This is a genomic window from Cupriavidus sp. F041, from assembly GCF_057814235.1.
On the sequence record NZ_JBVASY010000001.1, the window covers coordinates 784,521 to 808,070 of the forward strand.

Annotated in this window: 22 protein-coding genes and 1 pseudogene; 14 read left to right on the forward strand and 9 right to left on the reverse strand. The window is 66.3% G+C overall.

Annotated features, from left to right (window positions below):
* Positions 1-71 precede the first annotated feature (71 nt).
* Together ACZY0R_RS03595 and ACZY0R_RS03600 are read left to right on the forward strand one after the other, a co-directional pair.
* Complete coding sequence (locus ACZY0R_RS03595) at positions 72-698, forward strand: RraA family protein (protein ID WP_488857156.1); 627 nt, start codon at positions 72-74, stop codon at positions 696-698.
* 109 nt (positions 699-807) lie between these two features.
* On the forward strand, positions 808-1,671 hold the full coding sequence (locus tag ACZY0R_RS03600) for an HpcH/HpaI aldolase/citrate lyase family protein (protein WP_488857157.1): 864 nt from the start codon (positions 808-810) through the stop codon (positions 1,669-1,671).
* Between the two features lie 55 nt (positions 1,672-1,726).
* Here the strand turns inward: ACZY0R_RS03600 and ACZY0R_RS03605 are convergent, their stop codons facing one another.
* On the reverse strand, positions 1,727-2,725 hold the full coding sequence (locus ACZY0R_RS03605) for a LysR family transcriptional regulator (RefSeq protein ID WP_045242739.1): 999 nt from the start codon (positions 2,723-2,725) through the stop codon (positions 1,727-1,729).
* 125 nt (positions 2,726-2,850) lie between these two features.
* Here ACZY0R_RS03605 and ACZY0R_RS03610 point away from each other — a divergent pair, with 125 nt between their 5' ends.
* Positions 2,851-3,477, forward strand: a complete 627-nt coding sequence (locus ACZY0R_RS03610; RefSeq protein WP_488857158.1) for an HAD family hydrolase — start codon at positions 2,851-2,853, stop codon at positions 3,475-3,477.
* A gap of 53 nt (positions 3,478-3,530) precedes the next feature.
* On the forward strand, positions 3,531-4,841 hold the full coding sequence (locus ACZY0R_RS03615) for an NAD(P)/FAD-dependent oxidoreductase (protein ID WP_488857159.1): 1,311 nt from the start codon (positions 3,531-3,533) through the stop codon (positions 4,839-4,841).
* A gap of 52 nt (positions 4,842-4,893) precedes the next feature.
* Here ACZY0R_RS03615 and ACZY0R_RS03620 read toward each other — a convergent pair whose 3' ends face one another.
* From ACZY0R_RS03620 to ACZY0R_RS03640, 5 genes are all read right to left on the reverse strand, one after another.
* Positions 4,894-6,768 carry an ABC transporter ATP-binding protein gene (locus tag ACZY0R_RS03620; RefSeq protein WP_488857160.1) on the reverse strand — a complete coding sequence of 625 codons (1,875 nt, stop codon included), beginning with the start codon at positions 6,766-6,768 and terminating at the stop codon, positions 4,894-4,896.
* A gap of 1 nt (position 6,769) precedes the next feature.
* Positions 6,770-7,648, reverse strand: coding sequence for an ABC transporter permease (locus tag ACZY0R_RS03625; protein WP_488857161.1), 879 nt, complete (start codon positions 7,646-7,648; stop codon positions 6,770-6,772).
* The gene (locus tag ACZY0R_RS03630; RefSeq protein WP_488857162.1) at positions 7,645-8,601 is read right to left on the reverse strand and encodes an ABC transporter permease; all 957 of its coding nucleotides are present in this window, start codon (positions 8,599-8,601) and stop codon (positions 7,645-7,647) included. Before ACZY0R_RS03630 ends, ACZY0R_RS03625 begins: the two co-directional genes overlap by 4 nt.
* Positions 8,602-8,621: 20 nt before the next feature.
* Positions 8,622-10,244 carry an ABC transporter substrate-binding protein gene (locus ACZY0R_RS03635; RefSeq protein WP_488857163.1) on the reverse strand — a complete coding sequence of 541 codons (1,623 nt, stop codon included), beginning with the start codon at positions 10,242-10,244 and terminating at the stop codon, positions 8,622-8,624.
* Positions 10,245-10,336: 92 nt separating this feature from the next.
* A complete protein-coding gene (locus ACZY0R_RS03640) occupies positions 10,337-11,617 on the reverse strand; it encodes an NAD(P)/FAD-dependent oxidoreductase (RefSeq protein ID WP_488857164.1) in 1,281 nt (426 codons plus the stop codon).
* Positions 11,618-12,071: 454 nt separating this feature from the next.
* On the opposite strand from ACZY0R_RS03640, the gene ACZY0R_RS03645 reads away from it, so the two are divergent.
* From ACZY0R_RS03645 to ACZY0R_RS03660, 4 genes are all read left to right on the forward strand, one after another.
* Positions 12,072-12,926, forward strand: coding sequence for a GNAT family N-acetyltransferase (locus ACZY0R_RS03645; RefSeq protein ID WP_488857165.1), 855 nt, complete (start codon positions 12,072-12,074; stop codon positions 12,924-12,926).
* Between the two features lie 16 nt (positions 12,927-12,942).
* On the forward strand, positions 12,943-13,869 hold the full coding sequence (locus ACZY0R_RS03650) for a 2-hydroxyacid dehydrogenase (protein WP_488857166.1): 927 nt from the start codon (positions 12,943-12,945) through the stop codon (positions 13,867-13,869).
* A gap of 148 nt (positions 13,870-14,017) precedes the next feature.
* Complete coding sequence (locus tag ACZY0R_RS03655) at positions 14,018-15,397, forward strand: aspartate aminotransferase family protein (protein ID WP_488857167.1); 1,380 nt, start codon at positions 14,018-14,020, stop codon at positions 15,395-15,397.
* 75 nt (positions 15,398-15,472) lie between these two features.
* Positions 15,473-15,967: an Lrp/AsnC family transcriptional regulator gene (locus ACZY0R_RS03660; protein ID WP_488857168.1), complete on the forward strand. Its 495-nt coding sequence runs from the start codon at positions 15,473-15,475 to the stop codon at positions 15,965-15,967.
* 21 nt (positions 15,968-15,988) lie between these two features.
* Here the strand turns inward: ACZY0R_RS03660 and ACZY0R_RS03665 are convergent, their stop codons facing one another.
* On the reverse strand, positions 15,989-16,336 hold the full coding sequence (locus tag ACZY0R_RS03665; protein WP_488857169.1) for a cupin domain-containing protein: 348 nt from the start codon (positions 16,334-16,336) through the stop codon (positions 15,989-15,991).
* Between the two features lie 273 nt (positions 16,337-16,609).
* Here ACZY0R_RS03665 and ACZY0R_RS03670 point away from each other — a divergent pair, with 273 nt between their 5' ends.
* The 4 genes from ACZY0R_RS03670 to ACZY0R_RS03685 all read left to right on the forward strand — a co-directional run bounded on the left by ACZY0R_RS03670 (position 16,610) and on the right by ACZY0R_RS03685 (position 20,422).
* The gene (locus ACZY0R_RS03670) at positions 16,610-16,990 is read left to right on the forward strand and encodes a helix-turn-helix domain-containing protein (RefSeq protein WP_488857171.1); all 381 of its coding nucleotides are present in this window, start codon (positions 16,610-16,612) and stop codon (positions 16,988-16,990) included.
* A gap of 26 nt (positions 16,991-17,016) precedes the next feature.
* Entirely contained in the window at positions 17,017-17,730 is a 714-nt protein-coding gene (locus ACZY0R_RS03675; protein WP_488857172.1) for an HAD family hydrolase, read from the forward strand.
* Between the two features lie 35 nt (positions 17,731-17,765).
* Entirely contained in the window at positions 17,766-18,866 is a 1,101-nt protein-coding gene (locus ACZY0R_RS03680; protein ID WP_488857173.1) for a tartrate dehydrogenase, read from the forward strand.
* Between the two features lie 71 nt (positions 18,867-18,937).
* Entirely contained in the window at positions 18,938-20,422 is a 1,485-nt protein-coding gene (locus tag ACZY0R_RS03685; protein ID WP_488857174.1) for an NAD-dependent succinate-semialdehyde dehydrogenase, read from the forward strand.
* Between the two features lie 130 nt (positions 20,423-20,552).
* On the opposite strand, the pseudogene ACZY0R_RS03690 reads toward ACZY0R_RS03685, so the two are convergent.
* Positions 20,553-20,696, reverse strand: a pseudogene (locus tag ACZY0R_RS03690) (ABC transporter ATP-binding protein); the annotation flags it as partial.
* Positions 20,697-20,753: 57 nt separating this feature from the next.
* On the opposite strand from ACZY0R_RS03690, the gene ACZY0R_RS03695 reads away from it, so the two are divergent.
* Both ACZY0R_RS03695 and ACZY0R_RS03700 read left to right on the forward strand, forming a co-directional pair.
* A complete protein-coding gene (locus ACZY0R_RS03695; protein ID WP_488857175.1) occupies positions 20,754-21,113 on the forward strand; it encodes a hypothetical protein in 360 nt (119 codons plus the stop codon).
* Between the two features lie 630 nt (positions 21,114-21,743).
* Entirely contained in the window at positions 21,744-22,034 is a 291-nt protein-coding gene (locus ACZY0R_RS03700; RefSeq protein WP_488857176.1) for a hypothetical protein, read from the forward strand.
* Positions 22,035-22,085: 51 nt separating this feature from the next.
* Here the strand turns inward: ACZY0R_RS03700 and ACZY0R_RS03705 are convergent, their stop codons facing one another.
* Entirely contained in the window at positions 22,086-23,489 is a 1,404-nt protein-coding gene (locus ACZY0R_RS03705) for an aminotransferase-like domain-containing protein (RefSeq protein ID WP_488857177.1), read from the reverse strand.
* Between the last annotated feature and the right edge of the window lie 61 nt (positions 23,490-23,550).

The following is a 23,550-nucleotide window of genomic DNA, read 5'->3' on the forward strand; positions in this document are numbered from 1 at the left end:
TCGTCGTCCCGGGCCGCGGCCTTGATGCCTGCTGCCGGCCCGGGACGACGTTGTCATACCTGATACCGATCATGCAAACGAACATCGACCCCACCCTGCTGAGCCAGCTGGAACGCGTGAGTTTCCCCACGCTCGGGCACTTTCTCGAGGACGGCTTCGCCAGCCACGGCATTCGCGCGCTCGTCCCCAACGTCAAGGTAGCCGGCCGCGCCGTCACGCTGCGGCTGGCCACGCCCAACGCCATTGCGGTGAACCGCGCGCTGGCCTGCCTCGCCGCGGGCGATGTGCTGGTCATCGATGCCTGCGGCGACCACGCCCACGCGCCTGTCGGCGCCGTCACCGGCACCGCTGCCTTGTGCGCGGGCGCAAAAGGGATCATCGTCGACGGCGTGGTCACGGACGTCCTGGAACTGCGCGCCATGGGGATGCCGGTGTTTGCACGGGGCACCAGCGTCCTCACCACCAAACGGATCGATGACGGCGGCAGCGCCGTCAACAAGCCGGTGATCTGCGGCGGCGTCACCGTCAATCCGGGGGACATCGTGCTGGCCGACGACAACGGCGTGCTGTTCCTGTCGGCGGATGCCGCGGCTGGCGTCATCGCCCGGGCGCTGGCTTCCGACGAGGCCGAGCCGGCCATCCTCGCCCGCCTGCAAGCGGGCGAGCCGGTTGCCTCGGTGCTGTTCCAGGGCGCCTGACGCCAGCCGGATCGATTGCCTTGCCTCACTGGCCCCCTATGAGAGATATGCGATGAACACGCAGCCCCGACACGCGTCAAGACGCCCGCCAGCACTCAGGCGCAGCTGGATGTTCGCGCCAGGACTGGACACCGTCCGCCAGCAGGCGGCGCTTGAGAGCGGCCCGGATGTCATCGTCGCCGACCTGGAAGAGTTCACCAGCCCCGCAGACCGCCCCGCCGCGCGCGCGCGGATTGTCACGCTGATGGATGAATGCCGGGCGCGCGGCATTGTCGGCGCCGTACGCATCAACAAGCTGGATGGCGACGGGCCGGACGATCTTCGCGGCGTCATGCCGGGCGCGCCCGCGGCCATCTTCCTGCCGCACACCGAAACGGCCGCGCACATCCAGGCGCTCGACCAGCAAATCACCGCGCTGGAAAGCGAGTTCGGCCTGGTGCCCCGGCAAATCGAAATCGTGCCGACGCTGGAGTCCGCGCGCGGCATCGTCGCCACCGCCGCCATCCTGTCGGCCAGCACGCGCGTCAGTGCCTGCCTGCTGGCGGCCGAGGACCTGAGCGCGGATCTGGACGCGGTGCGCGGGCCGGATGGCATCGAGCTGCACCCTGTGCGCGCGCGCTTCCTGGTCGAATGCATCGCGGCGGGCTGTGTGCCGGTCGACTGCCCGTTCAATTACCAGGACGCAACGGCGCTGGCGGCCGACCTGGCCTGGGCGCGCCGGATCGGACTGAAAGCAAAATGCACGGTGTATCCGCATCAGGTCGCCGCCCTCCACGCGGCCTTCACGCCCTCCGCGCAGCAGGTCGCGCAAGCGCAGGACATGGTCAGCAGGTACGAGGCGGCCCGCGACGGCAAGCCCGCCGGAGGCGCGCGGGTGGATCCGCCGGACTACAACACCGCGCGCAGGCTGCTGGCGCGCGATGCCAGGTTCCGGGAATGGGCGCAGGCCAGCGGCGATATGGCGCTCAGCTAGAACCGTACGGCCGGGCGACCGGGGACGAACGCCTCCCAGCGAACCGGCCTCGTCTTCATGAATGCTCCGCCGCGTCGGGCTTTGCCTTGCGCAAACGCCGCGCACGGGCATGCAGCCGGCGCAATATCACGTCGAAGGACTCCAGCTGCCGGTTGATTTCCGCCTGGCCCTGCTCCACCAGATAGGCACGGAAGGCCACCGCCACGCGCGGCAGGCGCACGCCCGGCAAGTTCAGTACATACCAGTCGCGCTCGATGGGATTGCCCTGCAGCGGCAGCAGCCCGATCAGCCCGGCCTGGAACTCCAGTGTGCAGGCGTGCAGCGAGAGAAACGCCACGCCCAGCCCGGCGGACACCATCCGCTTGATCGCCGCGTTGCTGGACAGCTCGGAACCCAGTGGCAGCCGCAGGCCAGCCTCCCTGAACAGCCGCTCCACGGTATTGCGCGTGCCTGAGCCGCGCTCGCGCACCAGCAGGTTCTCCTCGACCAGGTCTTGCAGCGTCAGATGGCGGCGCGTCATCAATGGATGGTCCGGCGCCGCGATAAACGCCATGGGGTGCTTGGCGAACGGCGTCGCATGGGTGCGGATATCCGTGGGTGGCCGGCCAATGATGGCCAGGTCGATCTCATGCATGGCCAGCATCCGGACGATCTCCTCGCGGTTGCCCACATGGAGCTTGATCTTGACATCGGGCCGGTCCGCCGTGAATGCCACCAGCATCGACGGCAGCAGGTACTCCGCCGTCGTGATGGCGCCCACCCGGAGCGTTCCCGCCAGGTTGCCCTTGAGCGCCGCGACTTCTTCGGTGGCGTCGCGCCAGAGCCGCAGGATCTGCCCGGCGTAGCCCGCCATCACCTCGCCCGCGGGCGTGAGCTGCGTGCCCCTGCCCGCGCGCTGCACCAGTGGCGCCCCGATGGCTTCCTCCAGCAGCTTCAGTTGCAGCGACACTGTTGGCTGGGTGATATGCAACTCCTCCGCCGCGCGGGAAACACCGCCCAGGCGGGCGATCGCATCGATGGCGTTCAGCTGGCGGAAGGTGGTGGTGCGATTCATAGTAGAAAACCTATCAGTCGGTTTTATAAACCAATTTTTCAATATGAAGGGCCTACCTTATAGTGCCTGGATCGGAAACGCAATCACCTCCGCGTGTCGCAACGCGGTGCTAATGGAGACGGAGAATGTCGCTTGAATTGCTGGTGCTTACCCTGGACGATGTGCTTATCCGGACTGACGAACTGCGCCGGGCCGGCATCGATCTGCCACCGCGGGAACACGGCACTCTCCGCGCGCATGAAGACGCCTTCATCGCGGCTTGCGGCCAGCAGGCGATCCCCGTCCGCCCCCAGGCCCTGGCACTCATGCGCAGCGCCGAGTCAGGCGGTGCGCGCCTGGCGCTGGCCGCCCCGGTCTCGTCGCGCATGCTGTGCGCATTGCTCGATGGTGCCATCGGGCCGGACTGGACCGATCGCTTTGCCGTGGTCGCCACGGCGGACGCGCTATCTGCCCGCGAGACCGAAGCCGATCTCTACCGCCTGGTGCTACGCACCGCCGAGGCGCCGGCGCACCGGGCCCTGCTGGTTGGCGCCACGCAAGGCAGCCTGCGCGCCGCAAGCGGCATCGGCATGCATACGGCCGCTGTATTGCCGCCGGGCAGCGATACGCCGCACCATGCGGGTGTATCGGTAACGCTCTCGGGCACGGCGCGGGCGGTCTGGCCGGACTTCCACGTACTGGAGTCGATCGTGGCCGGCCAGCATAGTGGCCCCAGCGCAAGCCGCGCCATGGCCGAGCCTGTGACGAACTGATGCGCCCACCGGGGGCGCCACCCACGCACCAGACACACATCGCGGAGGTTCCCATGAGAAGAATCGTTATCGTCGGCGGCGGCGCCGCGGGCCTGCAGGTGGCCACTCGCCTGGGCCGGCGCCTGGGCAGGCGCGGTCTCGCAGAGATCATCCTGATCGATCGCAGCCCCACGCATCTGTGGAAGCCTCTGCTCCATGAAGTGGCCGCGGGCCGGATCGAGCCCGTCGTTCACCATACCTCGTTCGCCCTGCAAGCTGAGCGCCATCATTTTCGCTTTGTGCAAGGCGAGCTGCACGCGGCGGATCGCATCAACCGGACCGTCTCCATAGCGATTGCCGGCACATGCCACGGCGAAGGCGACCAGGTCCGGTCCATTGCTTACGACAAGCTGGTTCTCGCTGTCGGCGGTGTCACCCAGTACTTTGGCGTGCCCGGCGCGCGCGAGCACGCCTTGACGCTGGACAGCGTCGCCAGCGCGGAACAGGTGCGGGACCGCGTGTTCACCGCCTTGCGCCGCAGGACCGCCCAGGTCGATGTCGACCAGCAGGCATCGCCGGCAAAGGTTCGCGTGGCCATCGTCGGCGCGGGTGCGACCGGCGTGCAGCTCGCCGCGCAGTTGCGCCGGACCTCGAGCGTGCTGAATCGCTACGGCATACACCGGCTGGACCCGGTGACCGGCGTGGATATTTGCGTCATTGAAGCGTCCGCCGCGGTCGTCCCTGGCATGGGCACCCGGATCGCGGCGCGCGTCGGCGAGCAGCTTGCGCGCCTGCATATCAGCGTCCAATGCAGCGCGCGGGTGACGTCCGTCAGCGAAAACGGCCTGACCATTGCCGGCCAGGCGCCAATGCAGGCGGATGTGGTGGTGTGGGCGGCCGGCATCACGGCGCCTGCCCTGCTGGGCACCTTCCAGCTACCGGTGAATGCCAAAGGGCAGATTCGCGTGCTGCCGACACTGCAAAGTATCGACGACGAGCACATCTACGCCATCGGCGACTGCGCCAGCTGCCGGCCGCAGGACCTCGATGCGGAACTCCCGACCCGCGCGCAGGTTGCTTACCAGCAAGCGCTATATCTCTCGGAAGCCTTGCCACGGCGCCTGGCAGGCAAGCGGCCGGCGGGGTTCAGGTATCGCGACTATGGCTCCCTGGTCTCCCTGGCGGGCAGCAGTGCCATCGCCAACCTGGCCGCTACGCCAGGCAAGGACAACGGCTGGCATATCGAGGGCAAGCTCGCCGCCCTGCTCCACCATGCCGTCTATCGCCGGCACGTGCTCGACATCCACGGTTGGGGACGGGCGCTGGGAGTGACGCTGGCGCAGGGTCTGGAGCGGCTGCTGGCGGCGGGGACGCGGCTGCATTGAGCGATGCCGCCAGGCCCCGGGCGGGCCTGGCGCGGGAACGCCCCGGACGGCCCTAGGCAGCGACGGCGTTTGCCTCGCTGCTCAATGCCAGGAGTTCTTCTCCGGTGTGATGACACAGCACTTCCATCTCGCCCCGGAGTTGCCGCCGCGGCGGCGCCTTGGCGTCGCACACACCCTGGATACGCACTGGGCAGCGATCGAAGAACGGACAGCCCCCCGCGTCACCGCCCGGACCGGGGATGTTCTCGCCGGCCTTGATGGCCAGCCCGTCAAGCCACCCAAGCCGCAATTGCGGCACGGACGCGCTGAGCAATTCGGCATAGGGATGATGCGGCGGATGCACCAGCGCATCGCGCGGCGCCACCTCGACGATCCGCCCGGCATACATCACGACAACCTCGTCGCAGATTGACCGCACGGTGTTCAGGTCGTGGCTGATAAACAGATACGAAACGCCAAGCTCGCGGCGGAGTTCCGCCATCAGCTCCAGGATGGCGGCGCCGACGACGGTATCCAGCGCCGACGTGACCTCGTCGCACAGGATCAGGTCAGGTTCCGCCGCCAGCGCCCGCGCCAGGTTGACGCGCTGCTTCTGCCCGCCCGAGAGCCCTTGCGGCGAGCGTTGCGCCATGCTGGCCGGGAGCTGCACAAGGCCCAGCAGCTTCGCGACACGCTGGCGCAGCGCGTCGCCATGCAAGCCGTGATAGAGCTGCAGCGGCCGCGACAGGATGTCTTCCACCGTCTGCGCGGGATTGAGCGCCGTGTCCGCATTCTGGAACACGATCTGGATGCGGCGCAGCTGCTCGCGGCTACGGTGCGCCAGGCCCGGCGGCAGCGGCTTGCCGTCGAACGTGACCTCGCCGCGCGCCGGCGGCATCAGGCCTGCGATCACCCGGGCCAGCGTGGTCTTGCCGGAGCCGGACTCGCCGATCACGCCAATGGTCTGCCCTCGCCCGACGCTCAGGTTGACGTCGTAGAGCACGCGCTTGGCCGGCAGGCCATCCGCGCCGGGGCGTCCATAGCCGGCCTCCAGTCCAGCAATGCGCAGCAGCGGTTGCGCCGCCGGTTCCGCGCTGGCCGTGGCCGGATGCGGAGCCGGCCTGGCAGCCGCCAGCAGGCTGCGCGTGTACTCGTGCGTGGGCGCTTCGATGATCTGCCGCGTCGTGCCCGTCTCCTGGTGATCGCCGCGGCGCAGCACCATGATGCGGTCCGCGATCTGTGCCACCACGGCGAGGTCGTGCGTCACATAGACCGCCGTGGTGCCGCGTTCCCGCACCACATTGCGGAACGCACGCAGCACTTCGATCTGCGTGGTGACATCCAGCGCCGTGGTCGGCTCGTCCATGATCACCAGCGCCGGATCCGTGATCAGGGCCATCGCGGCCATCAGGCGCTGCAGCTGCCCGCCGGACACCTGGTGGGGATAGCGATCGCCGATATGGTCGGGATCGGGCAAGGCAAGCTCGCGGAACAGTGCGATCGCTTTCTTCTGCGCCTCGCCGCGCGGCATGATCTTGTGGATCAGCGCGGCTTCGACCACCTGGTCGAGAATGGTCCTGGACGGATTGAACGATGCGGCAGCGCTCTGCGCGATATAGGCCACCGTGCGCCCGCGCAACGCCGCGCACTGGCGTGGCGACAGTGCGAGCACATCGGTCTGCCCGATGCGGATATGGCCGCCGGCGATGCGGCAACCCTGGCGGGCATAGCCCATCAACGCCAGTGCCGTGGTGGTCTTGCCGGAGCCGGACTCCCCGATCAGCGCAAGCACTTCGCCCTTGCCGATCGAGAAATCGACCTTGTTGACAATGGTCTGTTCGGACCCGTCCGCCGCTCGCGCAACGATATGCAGGTCCCGGACCTCCACCAGACCGGAACTGTTGGGCTGAGTGGACGGATTGGGCGGATTGGACAGGTTCGCGCTCATCTCAGTGTCCTTGTTCGTCACGCCGTGCGTGGCCGGGAAGATTGTCGATCAGCAGGTTCACGCCGATGGTCAGCGTGGCGATGGCGATGGCGGGGGCAATGACGGCCACCGCCCCCTGGTCGAGGCCACCGATGTTCTCCCGCACCAGCGAGCCCCAGTCGGCAAACGGCGGTTGCACGCCCAGGCCCAGGAAGCTCATGCCAGCCAGCAGCAGCACCACATAGACGAAGCGCAGGCCAAAGTCCGCCAGCACTGGCCCCATGATATTGGGCAGGATTTCCCGGCGCATGATGTAGGCCAGCCCCTCGCCCCGGGTGCGGGCCACCAGCACATAGTCCATCGTGTTGATATTGACCGCCAGCGAGCGCGAGATACGGAACGCGCCCGGCGTATAGGCAATGGCGGCGGTCAGGATCAGCGTCGGGATCGACGAGCCGAACGCAGCCACGACCACCAGCGCGAACATCTTGCTGGGAATCGCCACCAGCACGTCGAGGCTGCGGCTCAGCGTGGCGTCCAGCCAGCGGCGGCTGACAGCGGCCAGCAGTCCCAGCGTCACGCCCAGCCCGCTGGCGATCAGCGTGGCGATCAGCGCCACCCCGACCGTGTAGCGAACGCCCATCAGCACCCGGCTGAGCATGTCGCGGCCGAGGTAGTCGGTGCCCAGCCAGTGCGCCAGGCTCATTGGCGCGAAGACGTCGACGCCGTTCAGCATTTCACCGGGATCGTACGGCGCGAGCACGGGGCCAAGCACGATCATCGCCAGCCAGAAGGCCACGATCGCCGCGCCGATCCAGCCCGTAACCGACAGGCGCGGCAAGCTACGCACGCGAAGGGCGGCCTTGGCATCCTTCGCTGCGGGAGTGAGAGCGTGGTTCATTGGTGGCGCAGTTTAGGGTTGGAGACAATGCTGAACACGTCGGCAACGGTGACCAGCAACAGGTAGGCGGCGCAGAAGATCATGGCGCAGGACTGCACCAGCGGTATGTCGCGCTGGGAGACGCCGTCGACCATCAGCTTGGCAATGCCGGGGTAATTGAAGATCGTCTCGATGATGATGACGCCTCCGAGCAGGTAGGACAGGCTCAGCGCTACCGCATTGGCGATCGGGCCCACGGCGTTGGGCAAGGCATGCAGCAATACGGTGCGCGCCGGCGACGCGCCTTTGAGGCGCACCATTTCGATATACGGCATGCGCAGCTGGTCGATCACCGCTGCCCGCGTCATGCGCACCATCTGGGCAATGATGACCAGGCACAGGCACAGCACCGGCATGGCGAACGAGCGCAGCATCTGCCCGAATGAATAGACGTCGCTCATGCTGGACAGAGCCGGCAGCCAGTGCAGCTTCACCGCGAATACCAGTACCGCGAGCGTGGCCACCAGGAACTCCGGTACCGAGACCACGGCGACCGAGCCCACGCTGATCACCCGGTCAAACCAGGTGCCGCGCCATACCGCCGCGGCAATCCCGAGCAACAAGGCCAGGGGCACGGAGATGAGGGCGGTCGCCGCCGCCAGCATCAGCGAATTGGGCAGCCGCCGGCCGATCAGCGTGGACACCGGCATCTTGCTCACCAGCGAATCACCCGGTTGCCCAGTCACCACGCCGCCCAGCCACCTGGCGTAGCGTACTGGCGCGGGGCTGTCCAGCCCCATCTGCTGGCGCAGCGCCGCGACGGCCTCGGGCGTGGCCGCCTGGCCAAGCTGCTCTTGCGCGGCGTCGCCGGGCAGCAGGGCGGTGATCGCGAACACGATCACCGACACCGCCGCCAGCGACACCACGGCCGCGCCCAGGCGCGTCGCGAGAAGTCTGAGAATGAGTAGATTCATGAGCGTTCTGCCGGTGATGATCAGGCGTCTAGCCAGACATGTTCAGCGAAGGAGTAGCCCATCAGGCCGCCAAGCGGCATCGGGCTCAGGCCCTTGAGCTTGGAGGTATGGCCATCGAGGCTGTTGAGGAACATCGGGATGCCGATGCCGCCCTGCTCGCTGACCATGACCTGCATGTCGGCGTACAGTTTGCGGCGCTTGGCTTCGTCGATCTCGGCGCGCGCGGCCAGCAGCAGCTGGTCGAACTTCTCGTTCTTCCAGCCGGCTTCGTTCCAGGCCGCGTCGGATTTGAAGAACAGCGTGAACAGCGTATCGGCGCTCGGCCGTGGATTCACCGTGCCGAAGCCCAGCGGGCTCTTCATCCAGTAGTTGGACCAGTAGCCGTCCGGCGGCATGCGCTTGACGTCCAGGCTCAAACCCGCCTTCTGTGCCGTTTGCTGCAGCACCAGCGCGATGTCCACCGAGTACAGCGCGGCGGTGGATGCGACCAGCGGCAGGTTTGCACCGGCAAGCCCCGACTTCTTCAGGTGGAACTTGGCCTTGTCGAGGTCGTAGGGCCGCTGCGGCAAGCCGGGGAAATAAAAACGATTGGTCGGGTCGATCGGCTGGTCGTTGCCTATCACGCCATGGCCGAGCAGCACCGCGCGCCGCATCTGCTCGCGGTCGAACATGTATTTCATGGCCAGTACGAAGTCCGGGTTGTTGCCCGGAGCCGCGTCGCGCCGCATGACGAGGTCGGTGTATTGCCCGGACGGTGTCTCGAATATGCCAAAACCCGGCGTCTGCGCGATGCGCTGGACCGAGCGGGGATTGACCGAGCCGATCAGGTGCAAATCCCCCGAGAGCAGCGCGTTGACACGCGCGGCATCGTCGCCAATGCCCACATACTCGATCTCGTCCAGGTAGGGCTTGCCGGGCTTCCAGTAAGCCTCGTTGCGCACGCCGATCGAGCGCACGCCAGGATTGAACTCCTTGCACTTGTACGGCCCCGTGCCGATGCCCTTGCTGAAGTCCTTGGTGCCGTCCTGGACGATATGGAAGTGGAAGGTCCCCACCACCACCGGGAAGTCGGCATTGGGCGAAGCCAGCTTGACCCGGACTTCGTTCGGGCCGGTGGCCTTCACTTCCTGGATCTGGTCGGCAAGCGCCTTGGCCTTGGAACCGGTCGCCGGATCCTTGTGGCGCATCAGCGAATACACCACGTCGGCCGGCGTGAGGGGCTTGCCGTCGTGGAACTGCACGCCCTTGCGCAGCTTGAAGGTCCAGACGGTGGCGTCGCTGCTCTGGAACGACTCGGCAAGCGCCGGCTGCGGCGCCAGCCGCGAGTCCAGCGAGGTCAGGCCGTTGTAGAACATGGTGCCACGCACGTAGTCCGTCTGGTTCGACTGTTTTGCGGGGTCCAGCGTATCGGAGACCGAGGCGGTGTTGCCGGCCACGCGGATCTTGCCGCCGCGCTTTGGCGTCTGCGCGAACACGGAAGTTGCCGTCGAGGCCAGTCCGCCGGCCAGCGTGGCCTGCATGCCGCAAGCCGTCAGCATCCGCAGCACATCGCGGCGCGACGCGCCCTGTTGCAGCGCACGTGTAATCAGCGAATCGTTTTCGCCACCAAGCAGTTCACGCAGTTTCTTGGCATCTTTAGTCATGATAGGCGCTCCAGGGGGATGGAAGACATAGCCTCGCGGCCTTGGTTTCAAGTCATCAACAACGTGTCCGGCTGGTGGTCACCGGCAGGCGGTCATCGCAGGCGGTCTTTCAGCTTGTAGTAGATCCCGACCACGGGCAGGAACCAGGGCTGCCCGAAATAGGCGGGAATGGCGGGCCACGGCAAACCCTGCCAGGGATTGGCGCCGGCAGTGCCGTTCATCATTTCCGCCATGCACTGGCCCATATGCACGGACATCTGCGTGCCGTGTCCGCTGTAGCCCATGGCGTAATAGATGCCGCGGCGCTCGCCGGCGCGTGGCAGGCGGTCGCGCGTCATGTCGACCAGGCCGCCCCAGCAATAGTCGATGCCGACGTCGCGGATCACGGGGAAGGTCTGCGCCAGGGCGGCGCGCAGGATGTCCCCGCTCGCCTGGTCCGACTTGATTCCCGACATGGCGAAACGCGCCCGTCCGCCGAACACGATCCGGTTATCGGCGGTGAGACGGAAATAGTTATGGAGGTTGGCGGTGGTGACATAGGTGCGGCGCCCCGGCAGCAGGGTGGCGGCCACCTCGGGCGCCAGCGGCTCGGTCACGACGATAAAGCTGCCGATCGGCACGATGCGCCGGCGCCAGTAACTGAACGTGCTGAAAGGGCCGTGGCGCGTGGTGCCGGTGGCAACCAGCACCTGGCCAGCCGCCACGCTGCCTACGCCGCTGTGCACGCGAAAGCCGCTGCCGCTGCGCGCCCATCCGCTCACGGCGGCTTGCTGGAATATCTGCGCGCCTTGACGCTGCGCGGCATTGGCCAGCCCGGCGGCAAAACGCCCCATGTGCATCTGCCCGCTCTTGCGCTGCAGCAGGCCGCCGTGGAAGCTGTCGCTCCGTGCCTCGTCGCGCACCTGGATCGCGTCGAACAGTTCAACGTCCGGATCCACGTCGGCACGCAATTGCTCGTAAGAGCGCACCAGCGCCTCGTAGTGCTCAGGTTTGCTGGCCAGCTTCAGCTTGCCATTGCGCACGAAGTCGCAATCGATGCCCTCCTGCCGGATGACGCGCTCCACGGTGTCGACGGCCGCATCGTAGCTGCGATACATCGCGCGGGCCTGGTCGGCACCCAGCCTGGCGGCCAGGCCGGCATAGTCCACCGCCAGGCCGTTATTCACATGCCCACCGTTGCGGCCCGACGCTTCACCGGCCACGCTGCCCGCTTCGAGCACCACCACGGAAGCCCCCTTGCGCGCCAGCGCAAGCGCAGCGGACAAACCGGTGAAGCCGCCGCCGATCACCACCACATCGGCCTGCGCCGGCAGCGCCTGCGCCTGCGGCTGGAAACGCGGCGCGGAATCGAGCCAGTAGGACTCAAGCTTCATGAACGTGCTCTCCGTGGATTCTGACTGGCCATCGGCGCGTAGGGCCGCATCGATGACTGTGTCTGCTGCATCTGCTGCATCTGCACGACAAGGCGGCTACCTGATCCTGCCTCGTCATACGTTCGTCATACGTTCTTCCTGAATGCATTGGAGCACGCTCGGCACACAAGGATGTAGCGTCTTGCTTCCGCGCGAAGAAGGAAACTATGGTTTGAGTGCCCTGTTTCGGCATGCCATGCTCAGGCGTGCGCCAGACGGGCTCGGTGCACGCTTGGCGGTACATTTTCCCCAGGGGTTTCCCGGATACGGTGCAGGCCGTGCCATGTCCCGTGCCTGCCGCACGAAACGAGGATCGCGCCGCCGCATTCCAGCAAGTTCGTTCTAGCGCGCCAGCGCCATCCCCGCTTACGATGCGGGTTCGAATCGAATCACGGGATCACGGGAGGCGTACTTCATGACCGAGGAGATCGACGGCCTTGAGTTCCGGCCCTTTGGCGCGGCGGACCTGGAAGCCGCGGTGGAACTCTCGCGCAGTTCGCGCTGGCCGCACCGCATGGACGACTGGAAGCGGCTGCTTTTGCTTGGGGAAGGCATTGCCGCCGAGCATCAGGGCAAGCTGGTCGGCACGGCCCTCGCCTGGCGCTTCGGCCCTGCATGGGCCACGATCGGCATGGTGCTGGTCGCGCCGGCGCTGCAGCGCAAGGGCATCGGCCGGCGCATGATGCACCTGCTGCTGGAAGACCTGGGCGAGCGCTCCGTGCTGCTGCACGCGACCGGCAGTGCGTGCAAACTCTATGAGACGCTCGGCTTCCGGGCGATCGGCGAGATCCATCAGCATCAGGGGATCGCGCAATCGGCGCCGATCATCGGGCTCGCGCCGGGGGCGCGGCTGCGTCCGCTCGGCCGCTCCGATGCCCCTGCGCTCCAGGCACTGGATCAACTCGCATCCGGCATGCCGCGCGATGCGCTGATGGAGCGGCTGATCGAACGCGGCGAAGGCGTGGTGCTGGACCGCGACGGCACCGCGCTGGGATTCTCTTTCCGGCGCGATTTCGGCAGAGGCCAGCTGATCGGCCCGGTGGCGGCACCCGACCAGGCCGGCGCGCAAGCGCTGATCGCGCACTGGGTGAACCACGGCGTGCGCCGCTTCGTCCGCATCGATGTGCCCGCCGCCAGCGGCCTGAGCGATTGGCTGGAGGCGCTGGGCCTGCAAAAGGTCGACACGGTGACAGCCATGGTGCGCGGCGCAACGCTGGCGCGCGCCGAGTCGCCGCTGCTGTGGGCGCTGACGGCCCAATCCCTTGGTTAGCAGGCCGGAGCGAGCCATGACACTGCTATATAAAGCCGATCCCGAACGCGGCGCCGAGTGGGCTCGCCTGATCGCCGAGCGCGCCCCCGGGCTGGCCTTCCGGCTGTGGCCGGACGTGGGCGACCCGGCGGACGTGCGCTTCCTTGCCGCCTGGGACCCGCCGCCCGATATCGCGCGGACCTTCCCCAACCTGGAACTGGTCTTCTCGGTCGGTGCCGGCATCGACCAGTTCGATTTTTCCTCGCTGCCGCCTTCGTTGCCGGTGGTGCGGATGGTGGAGCCCGGGCTGGCGGCCGGCATGGTGGAGTATGTCACCATGGCGGTGCTGGCCCTGCACCGGCAACTGACCGACTATCGCGAGCAACAGCAACGCGAGGAATGGCGCGCGCGGCGCATCGTCCCGGCCGCGCGGCGGCGCGTCGGCGTCATGGGGCTGGGCGAGCTGGGCAAGGCATGCCTGCACGCGCTTGGCGCTTTCGGCTTCGAACGGCAGGGCTGGAGCCGCTCGCGGCACGCGCTGGATGGCGTGCGATGCCATGCGGGCGATAGCGAACTCCCGGACTTCCTGGCCGGGACCGACATCCTGGTCTGCCTGCTGCCCCTCACCGGCGCCACCCAGGGCATCCTGAACGGCGAACTGTTCTCCCGCCTGCCGCGTGGCGCGTCGGTAGTCAACGTGGGACGCGGCGCGCACCTGGTGGAGCCGGACCTGCTCGCGGCGCTGGAAAGCGGGCAATTGTCGGCAGCGGTGCTCGATGTGTGCAGCGAGGAACCGCTGCCACGCGGCCACGCCTTCTGGCGCCATCCCCGCATCTGGCTTACGCCGCACGTGGCCAGCATGACCCAGCCGGAAACCGCTGTCGATGTGGTGCTGGACAATATCCGCCGCCATCAGGCCGGCGCGCCCCTGGTCGGGCTGGTCGACCGCGGGCGCGGCTATTGAGGCAGCACGCGCAGCATTTCCTGCTGAATGCGCGCGCATAACCCCACGGCCTTCCGCGCCGGGCCTGCTTTCCGGCAGCACCCGCTACCTGAGCGGGCATAAGCTGACAGCATCCATCGTCCATCGTCCATCGCCCGGAACCCGACTTATGCAACCCGACCAGCTCAATGCCCTTGACCGCGCCCACCTGATCCACCCGGTATCGCCGTGGCGCACCCACGAGGAACGCGGCCCCACCATCCTCAGCTCCGGCCATGGCGCCTACGTGACCGACGCCAACGGCAACGAGTTGCTCGACGCCTTCGCCGGGCTGTGGTGCGTCAATATCGGCTATGGCCAGCAGAGCGTGGTGGAAGCTGCCGCCCGGCAGATGAGCCGCCTGCCCTATGCCACCGGCTACTTCCATTTCAGCAGCGAACCCGCCATCGAACTGGCCGCCAAGCTGGTGGAACTGGCCCCCGCGTCGTTGCGCCACGTGTACTTCTCGCTTGGCGGCTCCGATGCCGTGGACTCTGCCGTGCGCTTCATCACGTGCTACTACAACGCCACCAACCGCCCGACGAAAAAGCAGTACATCTCGCTGGAGCGCGGGTACCACGGCTCGTCATCGTTCGGCGCGGGACTGACGGCGCTGCCGGCCTTCCACCGCGGCTTCGACCTGCCGCGCCGGGACCAGCACTATATCCCTTCGCCTTACCCATACCGCAGCCCGGTGGGCGACGATGGCGCCGCGATCATCGCCGCCTCGGTCGCCGCCCTGCGCGCCAAGGTCGCCGAGCTCGGCGCCGACAACGTGGCGGCGTTCTTCTGCGAGCCGGTGCAGGGCTCCGGCGGCGTGATCGTGCCACCGAAAGGCTGGCTCAGGGCCATGCGCGAGGCCTGCCGCGAGCTCGATATCCTGTTCGTGGCCGACGAGGTCATCACCGGCTTCGGGCGCACCGGCCCCATGTTCGCCTGCGAGCATGAAGGCGTGGAGCCGGACCTGATGACGGTCGCCAAGGGCCTGACCGCCGGCTACGCGCCCATGGGCGCGGTGCTGATGTCCGACGCCGTCTATGCCGGCATCGCCGACGGCATGCCGCGCGGCGTCCCGGTTGGCCACGGCATGACCTACTCCGCGCACCCGGTCAGCGCCGCTGTGGCGCTGGAGGTACTGCGCCTTTACCAGGAGGGCGGGCTGCTGGCGAACGGGCAAGCGGTGGAACGGCACTTCAGCGAAGGCCTGCAGGCATTGATGGCGCACCCGCTGGTCGGCGACGCCCGGCACCTCGGCCTGCTCGGCGCGCTGGAGCTGGTGAGCGACAAGGCCAGCAAGCGCGGCTTCGACCCGTCCCTGGGACTCTCCGACCGGCTGTTCGCCGCAGGCTATCGCAATGGGCTGATCTACCGGGCATTCGGCGACAACATCCTCGGCTTTGCCCCGGCGCTGTGCTACACGGCAGCGGATTTCGAGCTGATGTTCGCCAGGCTGAAGAAAGCGCTCGATGAGGTCCTGGACGCGTCGGACGTGCGCAAGGCCATGGCGTAAGCCACGCTGAAAAAATGTCCGGAGGCAGCCACAATCCAGCAGAATAGAGCCGTGCAACCAGGCGCATAGACATCCATGAACGACTCTAAGAAACTCGATCGGCTGGACCTCCGGATCCTCTCGCATCTCCAGAAGAACGGCCGCATCACCAACGTCGACCTGGCGGAGGCGGTCGGGCTTTCCCCCAGCCCCTGCCTGATCCGGGTCAAGCGCCTGGAGCAGGCGGGCTACGTCGTTGGCTATGGGGCGCAGGTCCAGCTGGAGAAGCTAGGCGACACGCTTACCGTGTTCACGGAAATCACCCTGTCGAACCACCGCCGGGACGACTTCGTGCGCTTCGAAACCAGCATCCGCGGCATCGACGAGATCATGGAATGCCACCTGGTCAGCGGCGGCTACGACTACCTGCTCAAATTCATCACGCGCGGGGTCAACCACTACCAGTCGATCATCGACGACCTGCTCGACCGCAGCATCGGCATCGAGAAGTACTTCAGCTACATCGTGATCAAGTCGCCGTTCATCAAGCACCACTATCCCATCGAGAAGCTGATTACCCCGGCCGCCTGAAGGCCTGCCGGGGCGTTGGCCTTACAGCAGCACGTAGACCTTCCTGACCGTCTCCCGGATCTCCCACGCGCCACGCGTGTTGGCCGGGAAGAACAAGGTATCGCCGGCGCTGAACAGCACCGCTTCACCCGCCTCGGGCGTGAACTTGCCACTGCCGGCAAGAATGTGCATGACTTCGGCCTGCTCCACCTGCCGCGCAAAACTACCGACCGTGCATTCCCAGATCCCCGTGTCCCGGTCCTCGCTCCCCGCGATGCGGACTTCCCGCGTGCGGACCTGGCAGGCTGGCTCGCTCAGCGGCAGGCGGACCGCCTCCTGCTCGCCAAAGCCCCCGCACTCCGTGCTCTGTCTGATTACTTGTATAGCCATGGTGCCGCGCGCTCCTGCCAATGTCGTCGTCGAAGCCCCAGCTTAGCGCTGGCATCCGCCGCTGGATTGCACAATCTTGCCGCTTTTGCGTGTCGCGCCACGCCTTGGCGGCCCCAGCGGGGTGCGGCGCGGCAGCCGCCGCACCGCGGCGCATGAACTGCTGTCAGCGCGCGGATAACGCAATTCGCTGCTGAGCGGAAGGGCGTGTACGGTGCCATCGACTGGCGCTCCGCTCCTATCCTTTAGTTCATGCCCGATACGCCAGCACCCCTCTTGCCACCGCCTGCAACGCACGCCCATGCGGCGTCGCGCCGCTCGGCCCTGTGCATCGAGCGTGCGCTGCACCATATCCACTGTCACCTCGCCGAGCGGCTGTCGCTGCAGGATCTCGCTACCGTTGCCGGGCTAAGCCTGTTCCGCTTCGCCACGGCGTTCCGCACCCGCGTCGGCCTGCCGCCTCACCAGTACATCTGCAAGCTCCGAATACGACATGCCCAGCAACTCCTGCGCGCCGGCCTTCCCGCGGCGAGCGTTGCCAGCGAAACCGGTTTTTGCGACCAAAGCCACCTGCAGCGCCACTTCAAGCGCGCCTGCGGCATGACCCCGGGGCAGTATGTGCAAGCGCTCCGGACATCCACCACGCTTACCGCCTGACTCAACCCACCTCAAAGGAGTTTCCCGTGACCCTCAATGCATTCAAGGTTCTGAGCTTCGACGTCGTCGGCACGCTGATCGATTTCGAACGCGGCATGCTGAACTACCTGCATAAGGCTGTACCCGATGCACGCGTGTCCGACGAAGCGTTTCTCGATGCCTACCGGCGCTCGCGCGGCAACAAGGAAACCCTGAGATTCCCCGACGACCTGGTCCGGGTATGGGGCGACATTGCCCGCGGGACCGGCCTGCCCGATACGCCGGCGCTGGCCGAGGGTTATCGCGCCTCGGTGGCCGAGTGGCCGGCCTTTCCGGATTCGGTGGAGGCGCTGAAACGCCTGAAGGCACGCTTCAAGCTGGTGGCCATGACCAATGCGCAGCGTTGGGCCCTGAACCATTTCGAGCGTACGCTGGGCATGCCGTTCGACGACAGCGTCACCGTGGACGATGCACTCACCGAGAAGCCCGACCCGGTGTTCTTCGCCTTCACGCGCGGCCGGCTCAGCACCCGTGGCTACACCCTGGCCGATACGCTGCACGTAGCGCAAAGCCAGTATCACGACATCGGCGTGGCGCGCCAGCTCGGCTATACCACTTGCTGGATCGAGCGCCGCAAGGGCATGCCCGGCTTTGGCGGCACGCTGGCGGTGCCCACGCTGACCAAACCCGACTACCACTTCGCCACGCTGGCGGAGCTGGCCGACGCCGTGGACGCCGCCGCGCAGCAGTCCGCTGCCTGAGCGAGAACGCCAGCTTAACCCAACCAGGAACCACCGTGACCCACCCCTGCACCATTGCCGTGATCGCCGGAGACGGCATCGGCAATGAAGTCATGCCCGAGGGCCTGCGGGTACTGAAAGCCGCCGCCGAGCGCTTCGGCTTGCCGCTGCGCTTCGTGACCTTCGACTGGGCCAACTGCGCCTACTACGAGAAAACCGGCCAGATGATGCCGGACGACTGGAAGAGCCAGCTGCAAAGCTGCGACGCGATCTACTTCGGCGCGGTCGGCTGGCCCGCCACGGTGCCCGATCATGTGTCGCTGTGGGGCTCGCTGCTGAAGTTCCGCCGCGAGTTCGACCAGTACATCAACCTGCGCCCGGTACGCCTGTTCGAGGGAGTGCCCTGCCCCCTGGCGAACCGAAGCCCCGGCGACATCGACTACTACGTGGTGCGCGAGAATACCGAAGGCGAATACACCGCGATCGGCGGCATCATGTACGAGGGCACCGACCGCGAGATCGTGTTGCAGCAATCGGTGTTCTCCCGCCAGACCACCGACCGCGTGCTGAAGTTCGCGTTTGAGCTGGCGCAGAGCCGCGAGCGCAAGCATCTTACGGTTGCCACCAAATCCAACGGGATCGCCGTCAGCATGCCCTGGTGGGACTCGCGCGCGGAAGCCATGGCACGCGACTACCCCGAGGTGACCGTCGACAAGCAGCACATCGACATCCTCTCCGCGCGCTTCGTGCTGCAGCCCAACCGCTTCGACGTGGTGGTCGCCTCCAACCTGTTCGGCGACATCCTGTCTGACCTCGGGCCCGCGACCACCGGCACCATCGGCCTTGCGCCTTCGGCCAACCTGAATCCGGCACGCGACTTCCCCTCGCTGTTCGAGCCCGTGCACGGCTCCGCGCCCGACATCCATGGCAAGAACATCGCCAACCCCGTTGCGATGATCTGGTCGGGCGCGCTGATGCTGGACTTCCTGGGCGACGGCGACCAGGCGTTCCGCGCCGCGCACGACGCCATCCTGCGGGCGATCGAGACCGTGCTGGCCGAAGGCCCGCATACGCCCGACCTCGGCGGCAGCGCCAGCACCACTGATCTCGGCAAGGCCATCGCCGGGCGGGTGGCTGCGGCCGCATTGCCTGCCTGACGCCCCCGTGCCTGGCCCGCGCTCCTGACGCGGTGCCGGGAAACCGCCCAGTCATTTCCGGACCCGAACCCATGACCTCCCTGAAACAGATCTGCGCCACGCTACTGCGCGACAAGAACTTTATCCAGCAAACCTGGTGCGACGCGCGCAGCGGCCGCCGCATGGACGTGAGCGACCCGGCAAGCGGGGAAGCCATCGGCAGCGTGCCGGACAGCGGCGCGGCCGACGCGCTGGCGGCGGTCGATGCCGCGCAAGCCGCCTTCCCCGCCTGGGCCGCCCGCCCGGCAGCAGAACGCGCGCGCCTGCTCAAGCGCTGGCACGCCCTGATCCTGTCGCACCAGGAAGCCTTGGGAAGCCTGATCTCCCTGGAACAGGGGAAGCCGCTCAAGGAAGGCATCGGCGAGGTACTGTACGGCGCCGCCTATGTGGACTGGTTTGCCGCTGAAGCCACCCGCGCCTATGGCGACATCATTCCCGAGGCCGTGCCTGGCCGGAAGATGCTGGTGCTGAAAGAGCCCGTCGGCGTGGTGGCCGCCATCACCCCGTGGAACTTCCCGCTGGCCATGATCGCGCGCAAGATCGCACCGGCGCTGGCCGCGGGCTGCACCGTGGTGGCCAAGCCCGCGGAAGACACGCCCCTGACCGCGCTGGCGCTGGTCTGGCTTGCCGAGCAGGCCGGCTTCCCGGAAGGCGTATTGAATATCGTCACGGCATCGCGCGAGCGCGCGCCCGATGTGGTCGATGTCTGGCTGGCCGATTCGCGCGTGCGCAAGATCACCTTCACCGGCTCCACGCCGGTGGGCAAGCACCTGGCGCGCGAATCCGCTGGCACCCTGAAGCGGTTGTCGCTGGAACTAGGCGGCAATGCGCCGTTCATCGTGTTCGACGATGCCGACCTCGACGCTGCGGTGGAAGGGCTGATGGTGTCGAAGTTCCGCAATGGCGGCCAGACTTGCGTCTGCCCCAACCGGATCTATGTCCAGGACGGCGTCCATGACGACTTTGTCGCCCGGCTGACGAAGAAAGTGGCGGCCCTGGCGGTTGGCCCGGCCACGCATCCGGATTCGCAGATTGGCCCGATGATCAACGCCAAGGCGGTGGAAAAGATCGAGCGCCACGTGAAGGACGCGGTCCGCCTGGGCGCGCGCGTGATGACGGGCGGGGAGCGCGTGCGCAACGAAATTGCCGACGGTCCCAACTACTACCTGCCTACCGTGCTCGCGGACGCCACCCCGGAAATGGCGCTGTCCTGCGAGGAAACCTTCGGGCCCGTGGCGCCGGTATTCCGCTTTCATTCAGAGCAGGACGTCATCGAACAGGCCAACGACACGCCGTTCGGCCTGGCTGCCTACTTCTACTCCAATGACGTGCGCCGCGTCTGGCGCGTGGCGCAAGCGCTGGAAAGCGGCATCGTGGGCATCAACGAAGGGGCGCTTGCGGCGGAGGCGGCGCCGTTTGGCGGTGTCAAGGAGTCCGGCTACGGCAGGGAAGGCTCGAAATACGGCCTGGATGACTATACGCAGACCAAGTATCTCTGCCAGGGCAACCTGGGGTAGTGTCTGGCGGACAAGCGCCGTGGCCGGTGGACGCCGGCCACGAAAGGTGTCTGGCGGCTCGGCATTCAGACAGCCGTTCCAGTAACCCGAGCGTGACACGCTACACGCAGGCCAGCTTGCGCTGCGCGTCTCAGGCCGCCTTCTTCGCCAGCCCCAGATACGTTTCAATCACCTTCGGATTCGCCGCCGGCCCCTCCATCGCCATGTCCCCCGTCTCGATCACATACCCATAGTCCGCCACCTGCAGCGCCGCGCGTGCGTTCTGCTCGAGCGCCGCGGGAGCTGATCCGGGACCCGCTGACCCGCGGGCTTGATTACGTCACGTTGTGCCATGATTGGCACTTTTGACCGGGAACATGGGAAGGAAGGTATGGGCAACCACGGTGACTATTTGAGTGCCGGAATCAGCCGAGAGAAGCGGCCTGGTGAGAGCGCAACTTGCCCGAGAATGATAGGAGCGCTTGTCGTGGCGCTCGGGCTTGCGCTTGCTTCGCCCCTTACTGCGGCCGAAACCGTGTCCCAGAAACAAGTCTCAAGGGCGTGTGACAAGTTTCTCATGGGTTTTTTCATTGGAGAACAGCGCGAATATCCCCTTAAGATTGAACGAAATGGCAGCGATGAATACATTATCCGGCGGGATAATCACCCCACAGAGCTTCACGTTATTTCCAAAAAAGAAGATATTTCCTAAATTTCCCAACTTCTCCATGTAGATACGGTTGGCGAATGCGTTTTGCAAAGTCCTGGCGGCCTCTATGTAAGGCTTCCGACTGGAAGCCGCGTCAATAAGACCGAGGTTGTAAAAACGGGCTATATCTTCGTAGAGATCGGCATCGAATTTGGAGCGAAAGGATTGAATTCCGCTGGCAAGGCCTTCATTGCCTCGATCAGCACCGTCTACCCCATGAGCCGCAAGAAGAAGTAGTCACGCCCCCTGCCCTGAGCGCACGCTGCCGCTCGGGAATGGCTGATTTATGACTCTGCCGCCGGACCCGCCCACCCGCCGGAGTCTTGATTTCCGCAATGCAGGAAGCAACGGGCGATGGAAGGACTCCGACTCTTGCCACCTGGGAACGTCGAGGCGGGCATCCGTTTGCAGGGCCATCACCGCGTCTTGAAACGCTTCATTAGCAATTTTCGGGCAGATTCATACTTGTCCTATATCTATCGAATAGGTCTCCATGCTATTAATCACGGCAGACTGCCTTATTGATCGCTATCACGAGAATTGGCAGTCAGCCAGGCAGAGGCGTAAGGCGCAGGAAACGTGCCTTGAGATTAGGGCATTCGCCTTTGCAGACTATTTCTCCCCAACAGGGGCATGGAGATCAAATTGGACCGAGGAATCAAAGACGAAGGCTTCGTTAGCCGCGCGCTGGAAATTGCGGATCACGGCTGCGGGCGCTGGGTCGCCAATCAAAGCTATTTCAATCATCCGGCCAGGGAGCCGCTGGAGCCGATCGTGAAGGCGGCGATTGTGACGGCAGTGGCGATCTATGTGCAGAAATTCCGCTGGCCGGAAGTAGAGCTGGCCAGTGCCTTGGCCATCGTTACCGTAGGGGACGCGCAGGTTTTGATCGACCGGCTCTTTCCGAACATACCCAAGCCGTAATACCGCGCAATTCTTGCATGCAAGAAAGCCGCCTGCGGGCGGCTTTTCTGATTAAACCACGATCTCCCCGGACATCTGCGGCTTGCGCACCAATAATTCCGCCAGTTTTTTCAATGCAGCCGCAAGATGAGAACGCGCCTCGACCCCGCCCAGCGAAATGCGGATCGCGTTGGGCGGCGTGGGCCCGGAATAAAACGCTTCAGAGGCTGTGACCCGCAAATCCTCAGCCCGCGCGGCCTGCGTCAGCGCCTGGGACGTCCAGTAGCTCGGCAACTGGTGCCAGACATGTATGCCACTGGGAGGCGCCTGGTCCACGCTCGACAGCAACTGCCGTGCAAGCTCCCGCCGCGCGAACGCTTCCGCGCGGATCCCGGCCAGCAGCTGGGCGGCGGAGCCTTCATGAATCCACTGTGTGGCCAGCGCGGTCGACAATGGCGTCGACATCAGCGCGAAGGATCGCAGCGCGGCCAGCACGCCGGCCCGGCTGCGCGCATCGGGCAAGCGGATGTAGGCGGTCCGCAGTCCCGGACTCAGGCATTTCGATAGCGTGGAGACGTAGTAGACCTGGCCCGGCGCAAAGTGGGCCACAGGCGGCGGCGCATTGCTGCCGAGCAGCCAGTAAGGATCGTCTTCGATGATCCTGGCGCCACACTTCTGCGCGGCCAGCGCGACATCGCGGCGGCGATGCCCGGGCATGGTCCGCGCGGTCGGGTTCTGGATGGTCGGATTCAGGTAGATCGCGCGCGCGCCATGCTCGCGGCATGCTTGCTCCAGCGCATCGGGCCGCATTCCTTCGTCATCGGTGGACACGGTCACCACGCGCCTCCCGAGCTGTTCCGCCGCCGCGCGCAAACCCGGATAGATCAGCGGCTCCGCGATGATCGCCTCGCCGGGCTGCGTGAGCGTGAGGATCAGCGCCGCCAGCGCGGCCTGGGCGCCGGGGCAGGCAATCAGTTGTTGGGGGCTGACCGGCTCCAGCATCGGTTTCAGCCACATAGCGCCGGCGGCCCGGTCCGCTTTGCTGCCGCCACCAAGCTGGTAGGTCATGAGCAGGTGCGCATCGGACCGCAGCAGCACCTGCGACAGGCCGCGCTGCAACAGGTCGTGGAAATCCACGCCGGCAGGAGGCGGCGGCACGTTCATGCTCAGGTCGACCATCTGCGCCAGTTCGACCTTCGGCGCGGCGACGAACGTGCCCAGCGCCCCGCGCGCCTCGATCAGGTTGCGCCGCTTGGCCTCGGTGAAGGCCCGCGTCACCGTGGTGAGATCCACCCCGAGCTGCCCGGCCAGGGTGCGTTGCGGCGGCAGGCGGTCCCCCGGGTTCAGCTGCCCTTCCCCCACGGCGCGCTCTATGAAATCAACGATCTGCTGGTAGCGCGCACCCTCGCCGCGCACGAAGGCGGTCGACCAGTCGGGTCCGGCCCCTTCAGCTTGTATGGATTCCGTTTGACGCATTTTCCTTGATGTATGGCCTTTGTCTTACATTATCATGCGCCGCAGCATCACACAAATCCAT